The organism is Nocardia vulneris (assembly GCF_001613425.1).
Lineage (GTDB): Bacteria > Actinomycetota > Actinomycetes > Mycobacteriales > Mycobacteriaceae > Nocardia > Nocardia vulneris.
Genome location: NZ_BDCI01000030.1, coordinates 42941 through 57295 on the forward strand (window position 1 = coordinate 42941; position 14355 = coordinate 57295).

A 14355-nucleotide genomic window follows, 5' to 3' on the forward strand; every position below is an offset into this window, starting at 1 on the left:
GGCCTGTTTCATACGAGCTGGACCCCGAAGGCGCCGCTGTGACTTATGAATCAGACCCGAGGGTCGCGTACGCGAAGGCGACGAGTTGCGCCCGCACCCGCGTCCGGTCCAGCCCGTCGGCGCCGTCCCGGATCGCGGACAGCAGGGCCGCCAGCAGCGCGGAGAGCAGGGCCTCCCCGGTCAGCCGCGGATCCAGCGCCGGATCGATGTAGCCGAGTTCCATGCCGCGCTTGATCCGGGTGGTGGCTTCGTCGCCGTAGACGCGCAGGTTCCGGATCGAGCGTTCGGCCACCCGCTCGTCGATCGTGGCGGCTTCCAGCAGAATGAAGTTCACCAAACCCGGTTCGTCCGCGACCAATTCGTAGCAGTGGTCCACGATGGTGGCGATCACGTCGCAGAATTCGTCGAGGGTCTTCGGCCGCCGGCCCGCGATCGCCCGGCCGAACACCCGTTCCCGGATCAGGGCGAAGTAGTGGTCGATGACCGCGTCGAGGATGTCGCGTTTGTTGTCGAAGTAGTTGTAGAACGTGCCGTGACTGGCCCCCGCCCTGGCCGCGATATCGGCGACGACGACCGAGCGGTAACCCTTGTCCACGAACAGTTCGTGTGCCGCGAGCACCAGTTCGGCACGGCGCTTGGCGCCCCGATCCGCGGCGTTCATCGCACGGGTCCAGCGGAATCGCGTGGCCGCAAGGCTTTTTCGAGCAGGGTGAGCACACCGTTGGTGGTGCGTTCCCGTTCGGCCACGGTGTTCTCGCCCCGCATCTCCTGCAGGATGCCGGGCACACCCAAGGTCAGCACGATGTGCGCCGTCACCTCCGGGTCGAGGTCCGCGCGAATCCAGCCCGCCGCCACCCCGAGCCGCAGTTCGTGTGCCACGAACGTGCTGACCAGCAGCTCCAGGCCGAGGAGCCGATCGCTGAGTTCCTTGTCGATCGCACTGGCCTCGACCAGGAACAGTCGCACGAAATCCGGTTCCTGATCCAGCATCTCGTACCAGCGGCCGATCGCGGACCGGAGTTCGGCGAGCAAGTCCGACGCCGAGGCCGGACGTTTCAGCAGCGTCCGCGGCTGCACCCGGTCGACGAACTTCGCGATGCCGAAATCGACTACGTGGTCCAGTATTTCGCGTTTGCTCTCGAAGTACCGGTACACCGTGCCCTGGCCGATGCCCGCGTGCGCGGCGACATCGGAAATCGTGGTGGCCTCATAACCACGCGCGACGAACACCGCATAGGCGGATTCGATGATCTGCTGCCTGCGCCGCTGCGCCAGGCCCGGTTCCGGTGGCCGACCGCGGCGCGGCGCGCTGGGCTGGTCCGGCACAGCACTCCCTCTCGACGCCAACCAGGACCCGTGAGTTTATCAACGCCCCAGCGCCTCGCCTTTCGGGCCGTAGTCGACGACCTGCCAGTCGCCGCCGTTCTCGGCCACCGTCACCACCAGGATGTTCGGTACCGTCACCGGATTCGGCTGCTGGATGTTCTGCGTCTTCTGGGTCGCGAACACGGTCACCGAGTACTGGTTGTTCCCTTGGGCGTCCACCGCGGTGCCCAGCACCTGCCCGGAGGCGACCACCTGCGCCTCGGTCATGATCTTCGCCAGCGTGTCGTGCACCTCGTCGTAGCGCTTGCGCAACGCGTCCGAGGTACCCCGCTGCACGCTGTCGAAGAAGGCGGGCAGGTTCTTGTGGTCGTAGGTCAGCGAGCGCAGCGTGTAGTCCTCGGCCACCTCCGCGGCTTTGTCCCGATCGGCGTTGGTCTGCCGCAGCGCGGCGAGTTCGTCGGAACTGGACTGCCAGGACAAGCCCAGCGCGACGCTGAGCGCCGTCAGCAGCACGGCGATGCCGCCGAGCAGATAGCCGATTCCTTTGCGGGGCTGCGTCTTCGGCTCCTCGACGGGGGTCTCGGTTGCGCTCTCGGTGGTGCTCATGACGTCCTCAACTCTCTACTTCGGCAGGTCGAGCGTGATACGGGCGGTCCCGTGTTCCGGGAAGGTGGCCGACAGCAGGTCGATGATCGAACCCGCGTCCACCCGAAGGGGTTTCAGCACACTGGTGGCCGGCTTCAGCGCGGTCGCGATGTGCGCGAGATCCGGTCCCAGCGTCGCGAGGTACCGATCGATCTGCTGCACCAGCGGACCGAGCGGCTCGTCCCAGACGTGTTCGCCCGCATAGGAATAGCCCTTGAATGCTTCGATCAGGTGCACTACCTCGGGCAGCACGTCGGTCAGATCGCCTGCCCAGCCGCCGATCACCGGCCCGTAGCCGTCGAAATTCTCGGTGAGCTGCTGGCCGTGCACGTACAGCCGGGTGATCGCGTCCCGTTTGTCGTGCAGCAGCTGCGCCGTCATCGTCAATGTCTTGGTGAGCAGGGCGATCTCCTGCTCGCGTCCCGCATACCCCTGCGACACGATGGCGGCCAGCCGCTCGACCTTCGCCGGATCTATCTGGGAATTGAGCACATCCAGTTTCGCGAGCGCCTCGCTGACCGTCGTCGCGACGCGCACCTGGCTCGTCGGCACGACGCTGCCGTCGGTGAGGTACGGCCCCGCCGTCGTGGTGGGGCGGAAGTCCATGAACTGCTCGCCCGCCGCGGACAGGTTGCTGACGTGCACCTCGCTGCCCAGCGGCACCCGGTATTTCGCGTCCAGCTCGATCCGCACCGCGAGCCCGGTGCCGGTCGCGGTGATGGCGCGCACCTTGCCGATCCGCATCCCGCGCAGGTCGACCTGCGAGGTCGGCATCAGTCCGCCGGACGAATCCATCAGCACGGTCACGGTATTCGTGCTGCGCCGCGGGTCGATGTCGAGCACGCCGACCGCCATGTAGGCCGCGCACACCACGGTCATCACCAGCAGCAGCACCAGCGAGACGGGTCCGGAGAGTTTCATCGCACCATCCCGATCGATCGCAGTACCTGGATCATCTGATCCGAGCGGTGCGCGGCATCGGCCGCGACTGCGTCGGCCGTCACCCGCTGCACCTGGATGTTGGGCGGCGCGCTGAAGAACGGGATCAGCTTCTCGCGCAACAGGCGGTTCATCGTGTCGACGTTCATCGGGACCGTGGTGTCCGCGCTGCCGATGGTGCGCGCGGCCGGGGCCAGAATGCTGATGATGTCGTGCAGGTCGCCGCGCAGCGGCAGCGCGAGATCGCCGACGTACCTGGCCAGTTCGCCGCCGTCGATGATCAACTGGACCAGGCCGAACAGCACGTCGGACAGGCCCGCGGCCCGGCCGGGACCGAGCGTCAGGGTTCGGTCGACGTTGTCCTTGTTCGCCTCCAGCGTCGTGGTCACGCCGGCCGCGGCGGCCAGGATCCGATCCAGCTCGGCGGAATGCGTGGCGAGGTCGTGTAATGCGTTGCGACCGCCCGCCAGGATGCGGGCGAGGTCGGCCTCGTCGGCCGGGAACGCGGCGTTCACGCTGACGATCAGGTCCTGCAGGTCGCCGAATCGTCCGCCGGTGACGATATTCGACATCGCACGCAGGATGTCTTCCACATTGGCGGCGGGCACGGTCCTGGCCCGGGGAATGACGTCGCCATCGACCAGGAACGGCGGCCCGGCATTCGGCGGCGCGGCCAGTGCGATGTGGATATCGCCGAGGATGGTGCTCTGCCGCAGCTCGGCCGTGGCCGTCTTCGGCAGTCGCACATCGGATTTCAAGTCGACGGTGGCGACGGCCGTGTCGCCGATCAGCTCGATCCGATCGAGCATGCCGACCTCGACGCCCTCCGAGATGACCTTGGCGCGGTCGGGCAGGTTGAGCACCGAACCGAATTCGATCCGGATGCTGAAGGTGTCCCCCGCCAGATAGGTACCCGGGATCGGCACGTCGGTCGCGCGGACGCCGCAACCGGTGAGCAGCAGCGCGAGCGCGGCGAGCAGCAGGCGTTTCACGGCGCACCCACCGTGCCGAGAATGACCTGGAGCAGCCCGACCTGGCTGCCGTCGGCCGATTCATAGTGCGGCGGCCGGTAATTCACCCGGGGCGCACCGGTCGCCGGGTCGACGATCGACGCCAGACCGGAAACCACCGGCGGCAGCTGCATCAGCAGATCCACGATGCTGCCCGCCAGCACGGCGTAGCGGTGCACCTCGGGCACGATCCGGTCGAGGAACTCGAAGGACTGCTGGTCGTATTTGCCGACGTTGCGGGCGATCACCGGCAGGAACTGCAGCGCCAGATCGACCGCACGGGACAGCTCCGCCGAGAACCCGTCGACCAGCGCGATGCCGTTCTTCAGGTTGTCCAGCAGCGCCCGCATATCGGGCCAGTTGGTGATGAACATGGTGGTGAGCTGATCCAGGTTGTCGACCAGCCTGCGCAGCACCGCATCTCGATCGGCCGGGTCCCCGATCACCTGGGACAGCCGCTGCAACAGCGCGTTCCACTGCGGCGCGGTGCCGTCCAGCGCGTTGACCGCGCCGGTGAGCGTCTGATCGAGCAGCCGGTCCGACGGCGCGCCCGGCGTCGGCGTGGACTGCACCCCGACCAGATCGCCGGACAAGGTCGCCAGCGCGTCGAGCGCCTCGCTGATCCCGACCGGCGTGCGCGTGCGCTCGAGTGGAAGGCACTGCGCGGTATCGAATTTCGGGCCGCCGGTGTAGGTCTTGGACAGTTCGACGTGCCGGTCGGTGACGATCGAACTGGACATGGTCGCCGCCGTGACGTCGGCGGGCAGCTCGATCTTGCCGTCGATCGTCATCGTCACCCGCATCCGGTCACCGCGCGCCTCGATCCCGGACACGGTGCCGATCTCCACGCCCAGCAGCGTGACGCTGTTGCCGACGTAAAGACCTACCGTGTCGGCGAATTCGGCACAGATCGCCTGCTGGGCGGGCCGCACCCGGTCCACCCAGGTCGCCCCGCTCACGCCCACCAGGACGGCCACGGTGACCAGCGCCACCACCGCAACGACGACCGTTCGCGCCCAGCGCTTCATCAGCACGCCCTCCCCTCGAACGGAATGCACAGCGCCGGACCGCGCACCACACTGGCCGATTGGTCGACCGTGATCCCGTCGGCGCCGAGCATCGCCGAGATCTTCGCGATGAAGTCCTTGATGCCGGCGATGACCGTGTCGATCCGCCCCGGGTCCTGCACGAGTTTGTTGAACAGCTGCTCGAATTCGGCGACCGAGGGTTCGATCGCGTCGCCGTAGGCCATGACCGGCCGGTGGATGATCAGGAACAGCCGCCGCAGCAGTTCGAAGACCTGCACGACCTCGCCCCGGCGCTGCCCGAGCACGACCGCGACGGTGCCGAGTTCGCGCACGAAGTCGGCGAGTACCGCCCGATCGGTCGCGATCGCGCCGACATATTCGTCGGAAACCCGCAGGGCCGCGTTCAATTGGTCCGAGCGCTGGGCCAGCACTCCGGACAGGTCGTTGAAATTGCCCACGATCGAGCGCACCGCGTCGGGCTGACCGGCCAGCGCCGCGTTCACCTCGGCGATGGTGCCGCGCAGGGTGTTGCCGTCCACCTTGCTGAGCACCGGCGTGGCGACGTCGATGATGTCGGTCAGCTCGAACGGCGTGGTGGTGCGCTCCGGCGGAATGTGCTTGTCGCCCAACGCGCGCTCGCCCTTCGGCTCGAGCGAGAGGTAGTGCCCGCCGATCGGCGTCAGCATCTTCACCGCGACCACCGAGCCGTCCCCGACGTGCACACCGCGGTCCACCCCGAAGCGCACCTCGACGTGATCGCCCACCAGCGCGACCGAACGGACCTGTCCCACTTTGATGCCCGCGATCCGCACCTCGTCGCCCGAGCGCGCCCCGCCCGAGGTGCGGAAGTCCGCGGTGTAGGACTGCTCGCCGAACGGCACCACGTACAGCACCCCGGCGGCGAGCAGGGCGAGCACGGTCACCAGCACACCGGCGACGCCCCAGCGCAACTGCGTCCAGGATTCCGCCTTCTCGGTGCGCAGGGTTTTCAGCTCGGCCAGCAGCCGGGCCGGTATCGCGCGCAGTTCTGCGGTGCCACCGGTCATTTGCACACCACCAGTTTCTGATTCCCGAGCACAACGGTGCCGAGGCCGGGCAGCCCCAGCTCTCCGTTCGCACACGAGTACGTCTTCGCTTCGCCCGCGGGCAGCTGCTGGTTCAGCCCGGTGAGCAACGACGGTACGAGCGAGAGGATTTCGACCAGCTGATCGGTCTGCGGCAGCAGCCGGCGCAGCAGTCCGTCCAGCGGCAGGTAGCTGTCGTCGTAGGCTCCGCGCAGCTCCTCCAGCAGCGGAATCAACGGCACAAGAGTGCGATTGGCCTGATCGATGGCGGTGAGGATCATCGAGGTGCGGCTGCCGAACCGGTTGAGCACCCCGTTGAGTTGCTTCACCAGATCACCGACCGCCGCCGACTTCCCGCTGATCGAGCCCGAGATCTCGCCGAGGTTGTGGATCAGCAGCACCACTACCGCCTCGCTGCTCTTGGCGTGCTTGGTCAGCCGGTCCAGGTCGGCCAGCGCCGGGCCGATGCCGCTGCCGTCGCCCTGCAGGACCCGCAGCAGGTTCATGCCGAACTGGTTGAGCTGCGCGGTATCCAGCGTTTCGAACAGCGGCTTGAAGCCGTTGAACAGCTTGGACACGTCGAAACTGGGAATCGTGCGCGCCACCGGAATGGTGCCCTGCGCCGGGAGTTGCGTGCCGCCGGGTTTCGCGGTCAGCAACTCGATATAGCGCTGCCCGATCAGATCCTGGTAGCGCACCGCGGCTTCGGTGTTGTCGTAGAGCGGCCGCTGCCGGTCCACGGTGAACCGGACCCGCGCCTGGGTGCCCGCCAATTCGACCGCGTCCACCTTGCCGACCGCGACGCCCGACATCCGCACGACGTCACCCGCGTACAGTCCCGAAACGTCGGTGAAGACCGCGTGATACGTGACTTTGTCCTCGGGCACCGGCGTATTGAGCGCGGCCACGATGAACGCCGAGCAGGCCGCGACGATCACGAAGAAGACGCCGAGCTTGACGCCCGCGGCGGTGACACTGTTCATCGCGGCACCCCGATGATCGAATCCGCCAGGTACGGCATGTTTTTCACGATGACCTCCAGCTGCAGCCGGACCCGCCCGTCCACCACCGGGAACGCGCTGTCGATCCGCTCCAGCAGTGCGGGCAGGCGATGGTAGGCGGGTGCGACGGTGCCGATCGACGCGCTGATCGGCACCACCAGATCCAGCACGCCGCCGATGATGGCGGCCAGGTCCGGGTTGTCGCGGCGCAGCAGATCGGCGACCGGCAGCAGCAGCGCCGTATCCAGCGTCGCCAGTGCGTGTTTGGTCCGCTCCCGATTTTCCTGATGGCCGAAATACTCGCTGTTGTCCAGCACGCCGAGGATCACGTCGACCACCGGCGGTGTGGTCTGCGCGATGCCGGTGCTCACGTCCGCGCCGATGTCGAGGTAATGCGCCAGTGGCGCACGCTGATTCGTGGCCAGCACCCGGGCGGTGGCGAAGAACGACTGCACCGCGGGCCCGAGCGAGGCCGTGTTGTCGAGCAGCAGATCGAACAGGGCGCGCACGGTTTCGGAATCGAGCACCTGGGTCAGCCGCGCGGCCCGCCGGAACACGCTCGACACCGTCGCGTTCGTCGCGTTGGCCCCGATGAACAGGATGGTGTTCTCCGGGAGCTTGCCGCCCTTGCCGGTGTTCACCAATTCGATGGCGCTGGAACCGAAGATGTTCGACGAGGTGAACCGGGCCGACACATCGTCGGTGAGCGCGGCCGCCTGCCCGCGATCCAATGCCAGTTCGATGCGCTGATGGCCGTAGCCCACGGTGTCGACCTTGCGCACGGTCCCGATCGCGAGACCACGGAATTTCACCTCCGCGCCGGGCGCCAGCCCCTCGCCGAGGGTGGCCGCGTCGATGGTGAGCGCGAAGCGATCGGCGAACTCGCCCTGCGCGTACTGGGTGGTGAACACCGCGACGACGACGAGCACGGCGGCCACCGCCAGCCCGCGCAACCGCAGCATCCAGCGACCGGCGGTGCGTCCCGAATGATCAACGAAGACCGGCATATGTCACCCCGAGATCCGGATTCCGACATCGAGGCCCCAGAAGACGATCGTCAAGATCATGTCCGCGACCACCACCAGCACCAGGCTGGCGCGGATCGCCCGCCCCGAGGCCCGGCCGACGCCCTCGGGTCCGCCGGTCGCGTAGAACCCCTGGTAACCGTGGATCAGGATGATCATCACCACGAACACCGTCGCCTTGATCAGCGACGCGAGCACGTCGCCGGGTTGCAGGAAGGCGTCGAAATAGTGGTAGTAGGTGCCCGAGGACTGACCGTGCAGCACGTTGACCACGACCGCGCAGGACAGATAGCTGAGGATCAGCGTCAGCAGGTAGAGCGGGACGATGGTGATCATGCCCGCGATCACCCTGGTGGTCACCACGAACGGGATCGGCCGGATGCCGATGGCTTCCAGCGCGTCGATCTCCTCCGAGATCCGCATCGCGCCGATCTCGGCGGTCATCCGGCAGCCCGCCTGCGCCGCGAAGCCGATGGCGGCGACCATCGGCGCCATCTCCCTGGTGTTCGCATAGGCCGAGACGAAGCCGGTGAGCGGGCCCATGCCGACCATGTTCAGCGCCGTGAAACCCTCTACGCCGATCGAGCCGCCGACCGCGACGCCGAGGAAGATCAGCACCGCGACGGTGCCGCCGCCGACGATGAGATTGCCACTGCCCCAGGTGATATCGGTCAGGGTGAGCATGGTCTGCCGGCGATAGCTGCGCAGCGTGTGCGGTACCGCGGCGAGCACCTGGGCGATGAAAGTCAGCTGATGCCCGAGCGATTCGAGCAGCGTCAGCGGCGGCCGGGTGCCGCGCTCGGCGAGCCGCACGGTCCGGCCGAACGGCCGATAGGAGGCGGGGATCTCTGTCATCAACCCACCTTCTGCGGCAGGAACATCGAAACGAGCTGGGTGATCACCAGATTCACGCCGAACGCCGCGATCACCCCGATCACCACCGCGGCGTTCACCGCGTTCGCCACGCCCTTGGGGCCGTGCGTCGCCTCCAGACCGCGCTGGCACGCGACGATCAGCACGATCACGCCGAAGACGATTGATTTCGCGATGGCCACGCCGAGATCGGCCATGGTCGCGAAGGCCGCGAACGAGGACAGGTAGCTACCCGGCGTCACCCCTTGAAAACCAACGGCCACAACGTAACCCGTGAACACGCCCATGAAGATCACGAGCAGGCAGAGCAGCGGGGTGAGCACGATCATGGCCGCGAGCCGCGGTGCGACCAGCCGCCGGACCGGGTCGATGCCCATGGTGCGCAACGCGTCCACCTCTTCGCGGATGGTGCGCGCGCCCAGGTCCGACGCGATCGCCGAGCCCGCCGCGCCGCCGAGCAGCAGCGCGGTGACCATCGGCGCGCCCTGCCGGATCACGCCGAGCCCGCCCGCCGCACCGGCCACCGAGGTGGCGCCGACCTGCTGGGTGAGGCTGCCGACCTGGACCGAGACGATCACGCCGAACGGAATCGCCACCAGCACAGCGGGTATCGCGGTGACGCTGACGATGAACCACCCCTGCTGCAGCGTGTCCCGCCACGGATGTCGAAGCTTGAGCACGTCGGTCACCAGGTAGCCGAACGCCGCGACGGCGAGCTGCAGGGTACGGCCGAAGGTACGCAAACTGTTGAGGACGAGATCGAAACCCCAGCGCGCCAACGGCTCCGACACCCGGGCGACTTTGTCGACGACCACCGCAACCTCTATTCCGCCGGCTCCACCCCCGACCACGGCTAATTTAGCCGACTGATATGTCACTCTGCGGCGGAATCAGCCAATCCGGAAAATTGACTGAGACAGTTATACCTGCCCGGACAGTCCCGCACACCGACCAGACGGTCTGTCGGAAAATGTCCGGCGAACGGCCACTACGGCCGGTTCCGGACCCTGCGCATCAGACAGCCGACCGGAGATGTCCCAGCCGACGCACCGCGCTACACCGCCTAATCTGTGGGCATGGCGGTCATCGTTCTGGTGCCGGACGACCAAGGCGTCACGGCACTCTCCGGCATCGACGGCGTGCGGCCGATGCGATACGAACTCGGCTCCCCCCTGCCCGAGGGCGCGGAGCACGCGGAAGTGCTTGTACCCAAGTTCCTTTCCCGCCCCGACGCGATGAACCTCAGCGACCTGCCGAAACTGCGTCTGGTCCAGTTGCTCACCGCGGGTGCGGAAGGATGGATCGGCACATTGCCCGAAGGGGTCCTGCTGTCCAACGCCCGCGGCGCGCACGGCGGCAGTTCGGCCGAATGGGCGCTGGCCGCCCTGCTGTATCTCTATCGCGACCTCGGCAGCTTCGCGGACGCCAAACGGGCGCGGCAGTGGACCTACCATCAGACCGAAACCCTCGCGGGCAAGCGGGTACTCGTCGTCGGCGCGGGCGATCTCGCCGCCGAACTAGACCGCAGGCTCACCGGATTCGACACGGTGGTGACACTGGTCGGCACCCGGGCCCGCGACGGCGTGCGCGGCATCGAGGAATTGCCCGGCCTGCTCGGCGACCAGGACGTCGTCATCCTCACCGTCCCGGTCACCACGCGCACCCGCGGCATGGTGGACGCGAAGTTCCTCGCCGCCATGGCCGACAACGCCATCCTGGTGAACGTCGCCCGCGGGCCCGTGGTGGACACCGACGCATTGCTCGCGGAACTGCGCTCGGGCCGCCTGCGCGCCGCCCTCGACGTCACCGATCCCGAGCCGCTGCCGCCCGAGCATCCGCTCTGGGACGCCCCCAATCTCGTGCTGACCCCGCATGTCGCGGGCAGCAGCACCGGCAGCTTCGAACGCGCGTGGGCCGTGGTCCGCGCCGAGATCCTGCGCTTCGCCGCGGGCACGGAACCGAAGAACCTGGTCCGCGGCGAGTACTGACCGGTCGCGCCGGAACTCCTTGCCCACGAGCGTTTTTCCGCTGCTGACCAGAATGACGATCAGTCGTTGACGACACCACCTACCGCGGCGTACGGTCGCTTTTGACAACTTCTCAAAATATGTCAAGGTGACAAAACTATGAGTGTCGATGAACTGGCGCGCGAGCAGGCGATCCTCGACGCGGCCGCGGAGCTGCTGTGCCGGATCGGCTACAACAAGCTGACGATGGGCGATGTCGCCGAGGCCGTCGCGCTGCACCGCGGGCTGGTATATCTGCAGTTCAAGTCGAAAGACGAACTCGTCGAGGCCACCGTGCGCCGCGAACTCGGCCGCTACGCGCGGGCCTGGCGGGCGCATCTGCTGGCCGACCCGCACGCGGGCAGTGTGGCCAGCGTCTATCGGGCGATGGTGCACACGCTCAGCCGGCTGCCCCTGGCCGCCGCGATAGTCGCGCGCGACCCGGACATCCTCGGAAAGTATCCGGCCAAGCCGGGCAACGTCTTCGAGCGACTGGCGAACACCGGCACCCGCGATTTCCTGCGCGCCATGCAGGCGGCGGGCACCCTTCGTCCCGAGGTCGACGTCCGGACCACCGCCTACATCCTCGACGCGCTGACCCCGGCCATCCGGCGCACGCTGCCGATCGGGGACGCCGCACCCGCCGATCCCGAGCGACCGTCGGCCGACCAGCTCCTCGAGACGCTGGCAGACCTGCTCGAACGTGCCCTCACCCCGGACGGCGCCGATCTCGCCCGCGGCAAGACGCTGCTGCTCGACGAACTCGCGCACGCCCACGCCGAGTTCGACGCCACCCCGAACCGCCAGGAAGGAACCCTTTCATGACCACCTCCGGCAGCGATCCGCTCGTCCTCGAGCTGGACGACGCGCGCGCCACGCTGGCCCATGCCGGCGGCAAAGGCGCCTCGCTGGCCCGCCTGGCCGCGGCGGAACTCCCGGTGCCGCCGGGATTTCACGTGACGACGGCCGCGTACCGCCGCTTCGTCGACACGACCGGGCTGACGGCCCGCATTCTCGACGCGGTGGCCGCGGCCGACCCGGATCGTGCGGACACGGTCTCGGCGGCCGCCGCCGAGATCGCCGCGATGTTCGCCGAACAGACTGTGCCCGAGGAGATCTCGCAGGCCGTGCGGTCGGCCTACGCGCGGCTCGGCGAGGACGTCGCGGTCGCGGTGCGCTCCTCGGCCACCGCCGAGGACCTACCGGAGCTGTCCTTCGCGGGCCAGCAGGAGACCTATCTCAATATGCGCGGTGCCGACGAGGTCATGGCGGCGGTGCAACGCTGCTGGGCGTCGCTGTGGACCGCGCGTGCCATCGACTATCGCGCCCGGCAGGGGATCGAGTCGGACGAGGTGGACCTGGCCGTCGTGGTGCAGCGACTCGTGCCCGCCGACGCCGCGGGCGTGCTGTTCACCGCGGATCCGGTGACGGGCGCGCGGGACCGGGTGATGATCAATGCCGCGTGGGGTCTCGGCGAGGCGATCGTCAGCGGCAACGTCACGCCGGACACGCTGCTCGTGGCGAAGGCCGACCGCAGCATGCTGCGGCAGGACATCAGCGACAAAGATACGATGACCGTGCGCACCGACACCGGCACCGCCGAGGTCCCGGTGCCTGCCGCGCAGCGGCGCGCCCCGGTCCTGGACGCGGCGAAAGCCGGGGAGCTCACCGAGATCGCGCTGCGGATCGAGCAGCTGTACGGGCAGCCGATGGACATCGAGTGGGCGCTGCACGGCGCGGAGCTGTTCATCGTGCAGGCGCGGCCGATCACCGTACTGCCCGATGCGGCGGCGCAACAGCAGCCGGCCCAGTGGCGGCTGCCCGATCCCAAGGGCAAGTACATGCGGGCCAGCGTGCTCGAACTGCTGCCGAATCCCTTGTCCCCCTTGTTCGCCACGCTGGGCCTGCCCGCCGTGGCACAGGCCACCAAGGACCGGTACCACTCCCTCGGCCTGCCGTACCTCGACAACCCGCTGGTGGTCATCAACGGCTACGGCTACTACGACATCACCTACCCGCCGGGCATGCTCGCCCGAATGGCGTTGGCGCAGCCACGTTTTCTGGCCAGAACCCTCCCCCGCGCGTTGCGTACGGCACCGCAACGCTGGCGCGCGGCGCACGCCCGGTACGCCGAAATCACCGCGGCCGAACGCGCGACGGACCCCGACGCACGGACGGCCACGGATCTGCTCGCCGCGGCGCGCGCGCTCGTCGAGGAGGCCGGCCGCTACTACCTGACGCTGCAGGGCGGCATTCTGCCCGCGACCTATATCAGCGAGGGGCTGTTCACCGCCGCCTACAAGACGATGCGGCGGCGCACCGATCCACCGGCGCTGACATTCCTGCTCGGCTTCGACAGCAAACCGTTGCGCGCCGAGCAGTCGCTCTACGGGCTCGCGCAGTGGGTGGCAACGCAGCCCGGGCTGGCCGAGCGGATCGAAAAGCTCTCCGGCACAGAGATTCTCTGCGAAAGCGCCGCCGATGATCCGGCGCTGACCGAGTTCACCGATCGTTTCGCCGACCATCTGGCGACCTATGGCGACACGGTGTACGACTTCGATTTCGCCGCCCCGCTCCCGGTCGACGATCCGGCGCCGGTGCTGCACACGCTCGAATTCTTCGGCAGCCCAGCGGCGCAGGATCCGAGCGCACGCCAGCGCGACGCGCAGGCACGCCGCGAGCAGGCCGTGCGCGGCCTCGAAGCACGCCGCTTCGGGCTGCGCCGCGGCTTGACACTGCGCCTGCTCCGCTGGGCGCAGACGATGAGCCCGCTGCGCGAGGACGGCCTCGCCGACGTGGGACTCGGCTGGCCGACAGTGCGCCGGTTGCTGCAGACGATCGGCGCACGCCTGGTCGCCGCCGAGGTGCTCGACGCCCCGGACGACGTGTTCTGGCTGCGGCTGGATGAGGTGACCGCCGCGGCCGCCGCGCTGGATGCCGCTCGCGCGCCGCAGGATTCGCGTGCCCTCGTCGCCGAGCGCCGAGCCACCTGGACGGCGCAGCGGACCGTCACGCCGCCACACGCGCTCCCGGTCGGCGGCGGCACCAAGCTGCTCGGCCTCGATTTCGGCAAGCTGCTGCCCGCCGGCTCGGACGAGACGTCCGACGCGGTGGTCAAGGGCGTGCCCGGCAGTCCGGGGCGGGTCACCGCACCGGCGCGAATCATCGACGGCCCGAGCGACTTCGGGCGGCTGCGTCCGGGTGACGTCCTGGTCGCCAAGATCACGACGCCGGCCTGGACACCGCTGTTCGCGGTGGCCTCGGCGATCGTCACCGACGTCGGCGGCCCGTTGAGCCACAGCTCGATCGTGGCCCGGGAGTATCACATTCCCGCGGTGCTCGGCACCGGCGTCGCGACCGAGCGGCTGACCGACGGCGCCCCGGTCACCGTCGACGGGGATGCCGGAACGGTCACCCGCGCCACCGCCTGAGCCGAGG

At 68.4% G+C, this 14355-nt stretch carries 14 protein-coding genes; 3 read left to right on the forward strand and 11 right to left on the reverse strand.

The genetic code is table 11. From position 1 onward, the window contains the following. Positions 1–43 precede the first annotated feature (43 nt). From NVU01S_RS28755 to NVU01S_RS28805, 11 genes are read right to left on the reverse strand one after another with little or no spacing between them, the layout of a single operon-like run. The gene (locus tag NVU01S_RS28755) at positions 44–661 is read right to left on the reverse strand and encodes a TetR/AcrR family transcriptional regulator (protein ID WP_043669422.1); all 618 of its coding nucleotides are present in this window, start codon (positions 659–661) and stop codon (positions 44–46) included. Further along, positions 658–1326, reverse strand: coding sequence for a TetR/AcrR family transcriptional regulator (locus NVU01S_RS28760; protein WP_043669424.1), 669 nt, complete (start codon positions 1324–1326; stop codon positions 658–660). The genes NVU01S_RS28755 and NVU01S_RS28760 overlap by 4 nt, the downstream gene beginning before the upstream one ends. A gap of 39 nt (positions 1327–1365) precedes the next feature. Continuing rightward, entirely contained in the window at positions 1366–1932 is a 567-nt protein-coding gene (locus tag NVU01S_RS28765; protein WP_052280523.1) for a hypothetical protein, read from the reverse strand. A gap of 15 nt (positions 1933–1947) precedes the next feature. Further along, a complete protein-coding gene (locus NVU01S_RS28770) occupies positions 1948–2892 on the reverse strand; it encodes an MlaD family protein (protein ID WP_043669427.1) in 945 nt (314 codons plus the stop codon). Beyond that, positions 2889–3902 carry an MlaD family protein gene (locus NVU01S_RS28775; protein WP_043669430.1) on the reverse strand — a complete coding sequence of 338 codons (1014 nt, stop codon included), beginning with the start codon at positions 3900–3902 and terminating at the stop codon, positions 2889–2891. The genes NVU01S_RS28770 and NVU01S_RS28775 overlap by 4 nt, the downstream gene beginning before the upstream one ends. Further along, complete coding sequence (locus NVU01S_RS28780; RefSeq protein ID WP_052280524.1) at positions 3899–4948, reverse strand: MCE family protein; 1050 nt, start codon at positions 4946–4948, stop codon at positions 3899–3901. The genes NVU01S_RS28775 and NVU01S_RS28780 overlap by 4 nt, the downstream gene beginning before the upstream one ends. Next, positions 4948–5994, reverse strand: a complete 1047-nt coding sequence (locus NVU01S_RS28785) for an MlaD family protein (RefSeq protein WP_043669433.1) — start codon at positions 5992–5994, stop codon at positions 4948–4950. The genes NVU01S_RS28780 and NVU01S_RS28785 overlap by 1 nt, the downstream gene beginning before the upstream one ends. Next, entirely contained in the window at positions 5991–6995 is a 1005-nt protein-coding gene (locus NVU01S_RS28790) for an MlaD family protein (RefSeq protein ID WP_043669435.1), read from the reverse strand. Before NVU01S_RS28790 ends, NVU01S_RS28785 begins: the two co-directional genes overlap by 4 nt. Then, a complete protein-coding gene (locus tag NVU01S_RS28795) occupies positions 6992–8020 on the reverse strand; it encodes an MlaD family protein (RefSeq protein ID WP_043669438.1) in 1029 nt (342 codons plus the stop codon). The genes NVU01S_RS28790 and NVU01S_RS28795 overlap by 4 nt, the downstream gene beginning before the upstream one ends. Positions 8021–8023: 3 nt before the next feature. Continuing rightward, positions 8024–8893 (reverse strand): MlaE family ABC transporter permease, encoded by an 870-nt coding sequence (locus NVU01S_RS28800; RefSeq protein WP_043669441.1) that lies wholly within the window; start codon positions 8891–8893, stop codon positions 8024–8026. After that, complete coding sequence (locus NVU01S_RS28805; RefSeq protein WP_014986376.1) at positions 8893–9726, reverse strand: MlaE family ABC transporter permease; 834 nt, start codon at positions 9724–9726, stop codon at positions 8893–8895. The genes NVU01S_RS28800 and NVU01S_RS28805 overlap by 1 nt, the downstream gene beginning before the upstream one ends. 261 nt (positions 9727–9987) lie before the next feature. On the opposite strand from NVU01S_RS28805, the gene NVU01S_RS28810 reads away from it, so the two are divergent. The 3 genes from NVU01S_RS28810 (at position 9988) to NVU01S_RS28820 (ending at position 14348) form a co-directional block, all read left to right on the forward strand. Beyond that, a complete protein-coding gene (locus NVU01S_RS28810; RefSeq protein WP_043669445.1) occupies positions 9988–10899 on the forward strand; it encodes a 2-hydroxyacid dehydrogenase in 912 nt (303 codons plus the stop codon). Between the two features lie 138 nt (positions 10900–11037). Further along, positions 11038–11742, forward strand: a complete 705-nt coding sequence (locus NVU01S_RS28815) for a TetR/AcrR family transcriptional regulator (RefSeq protein WP_043669448.1) — start codon at positions 11038–11040, stop codon at positions 11740–11742. Continuing rightward, positions 11739–14348, forward strand: a complete 2610-nt coding sequence (locus tag NVU01S_RS28820; protein ID WP_043669451.1) for a PEP/pyruvate-binding domain-containing protein — start codon at positions 11739–11741, stop codon at positions 14346–14348. Before NVU01S_RS28815 ends, NVU01S_RS28820 begins: the two co-directional genes overlap by 4 nt. Positions 14349–14355: the final 7 nt, after the last annotated feature.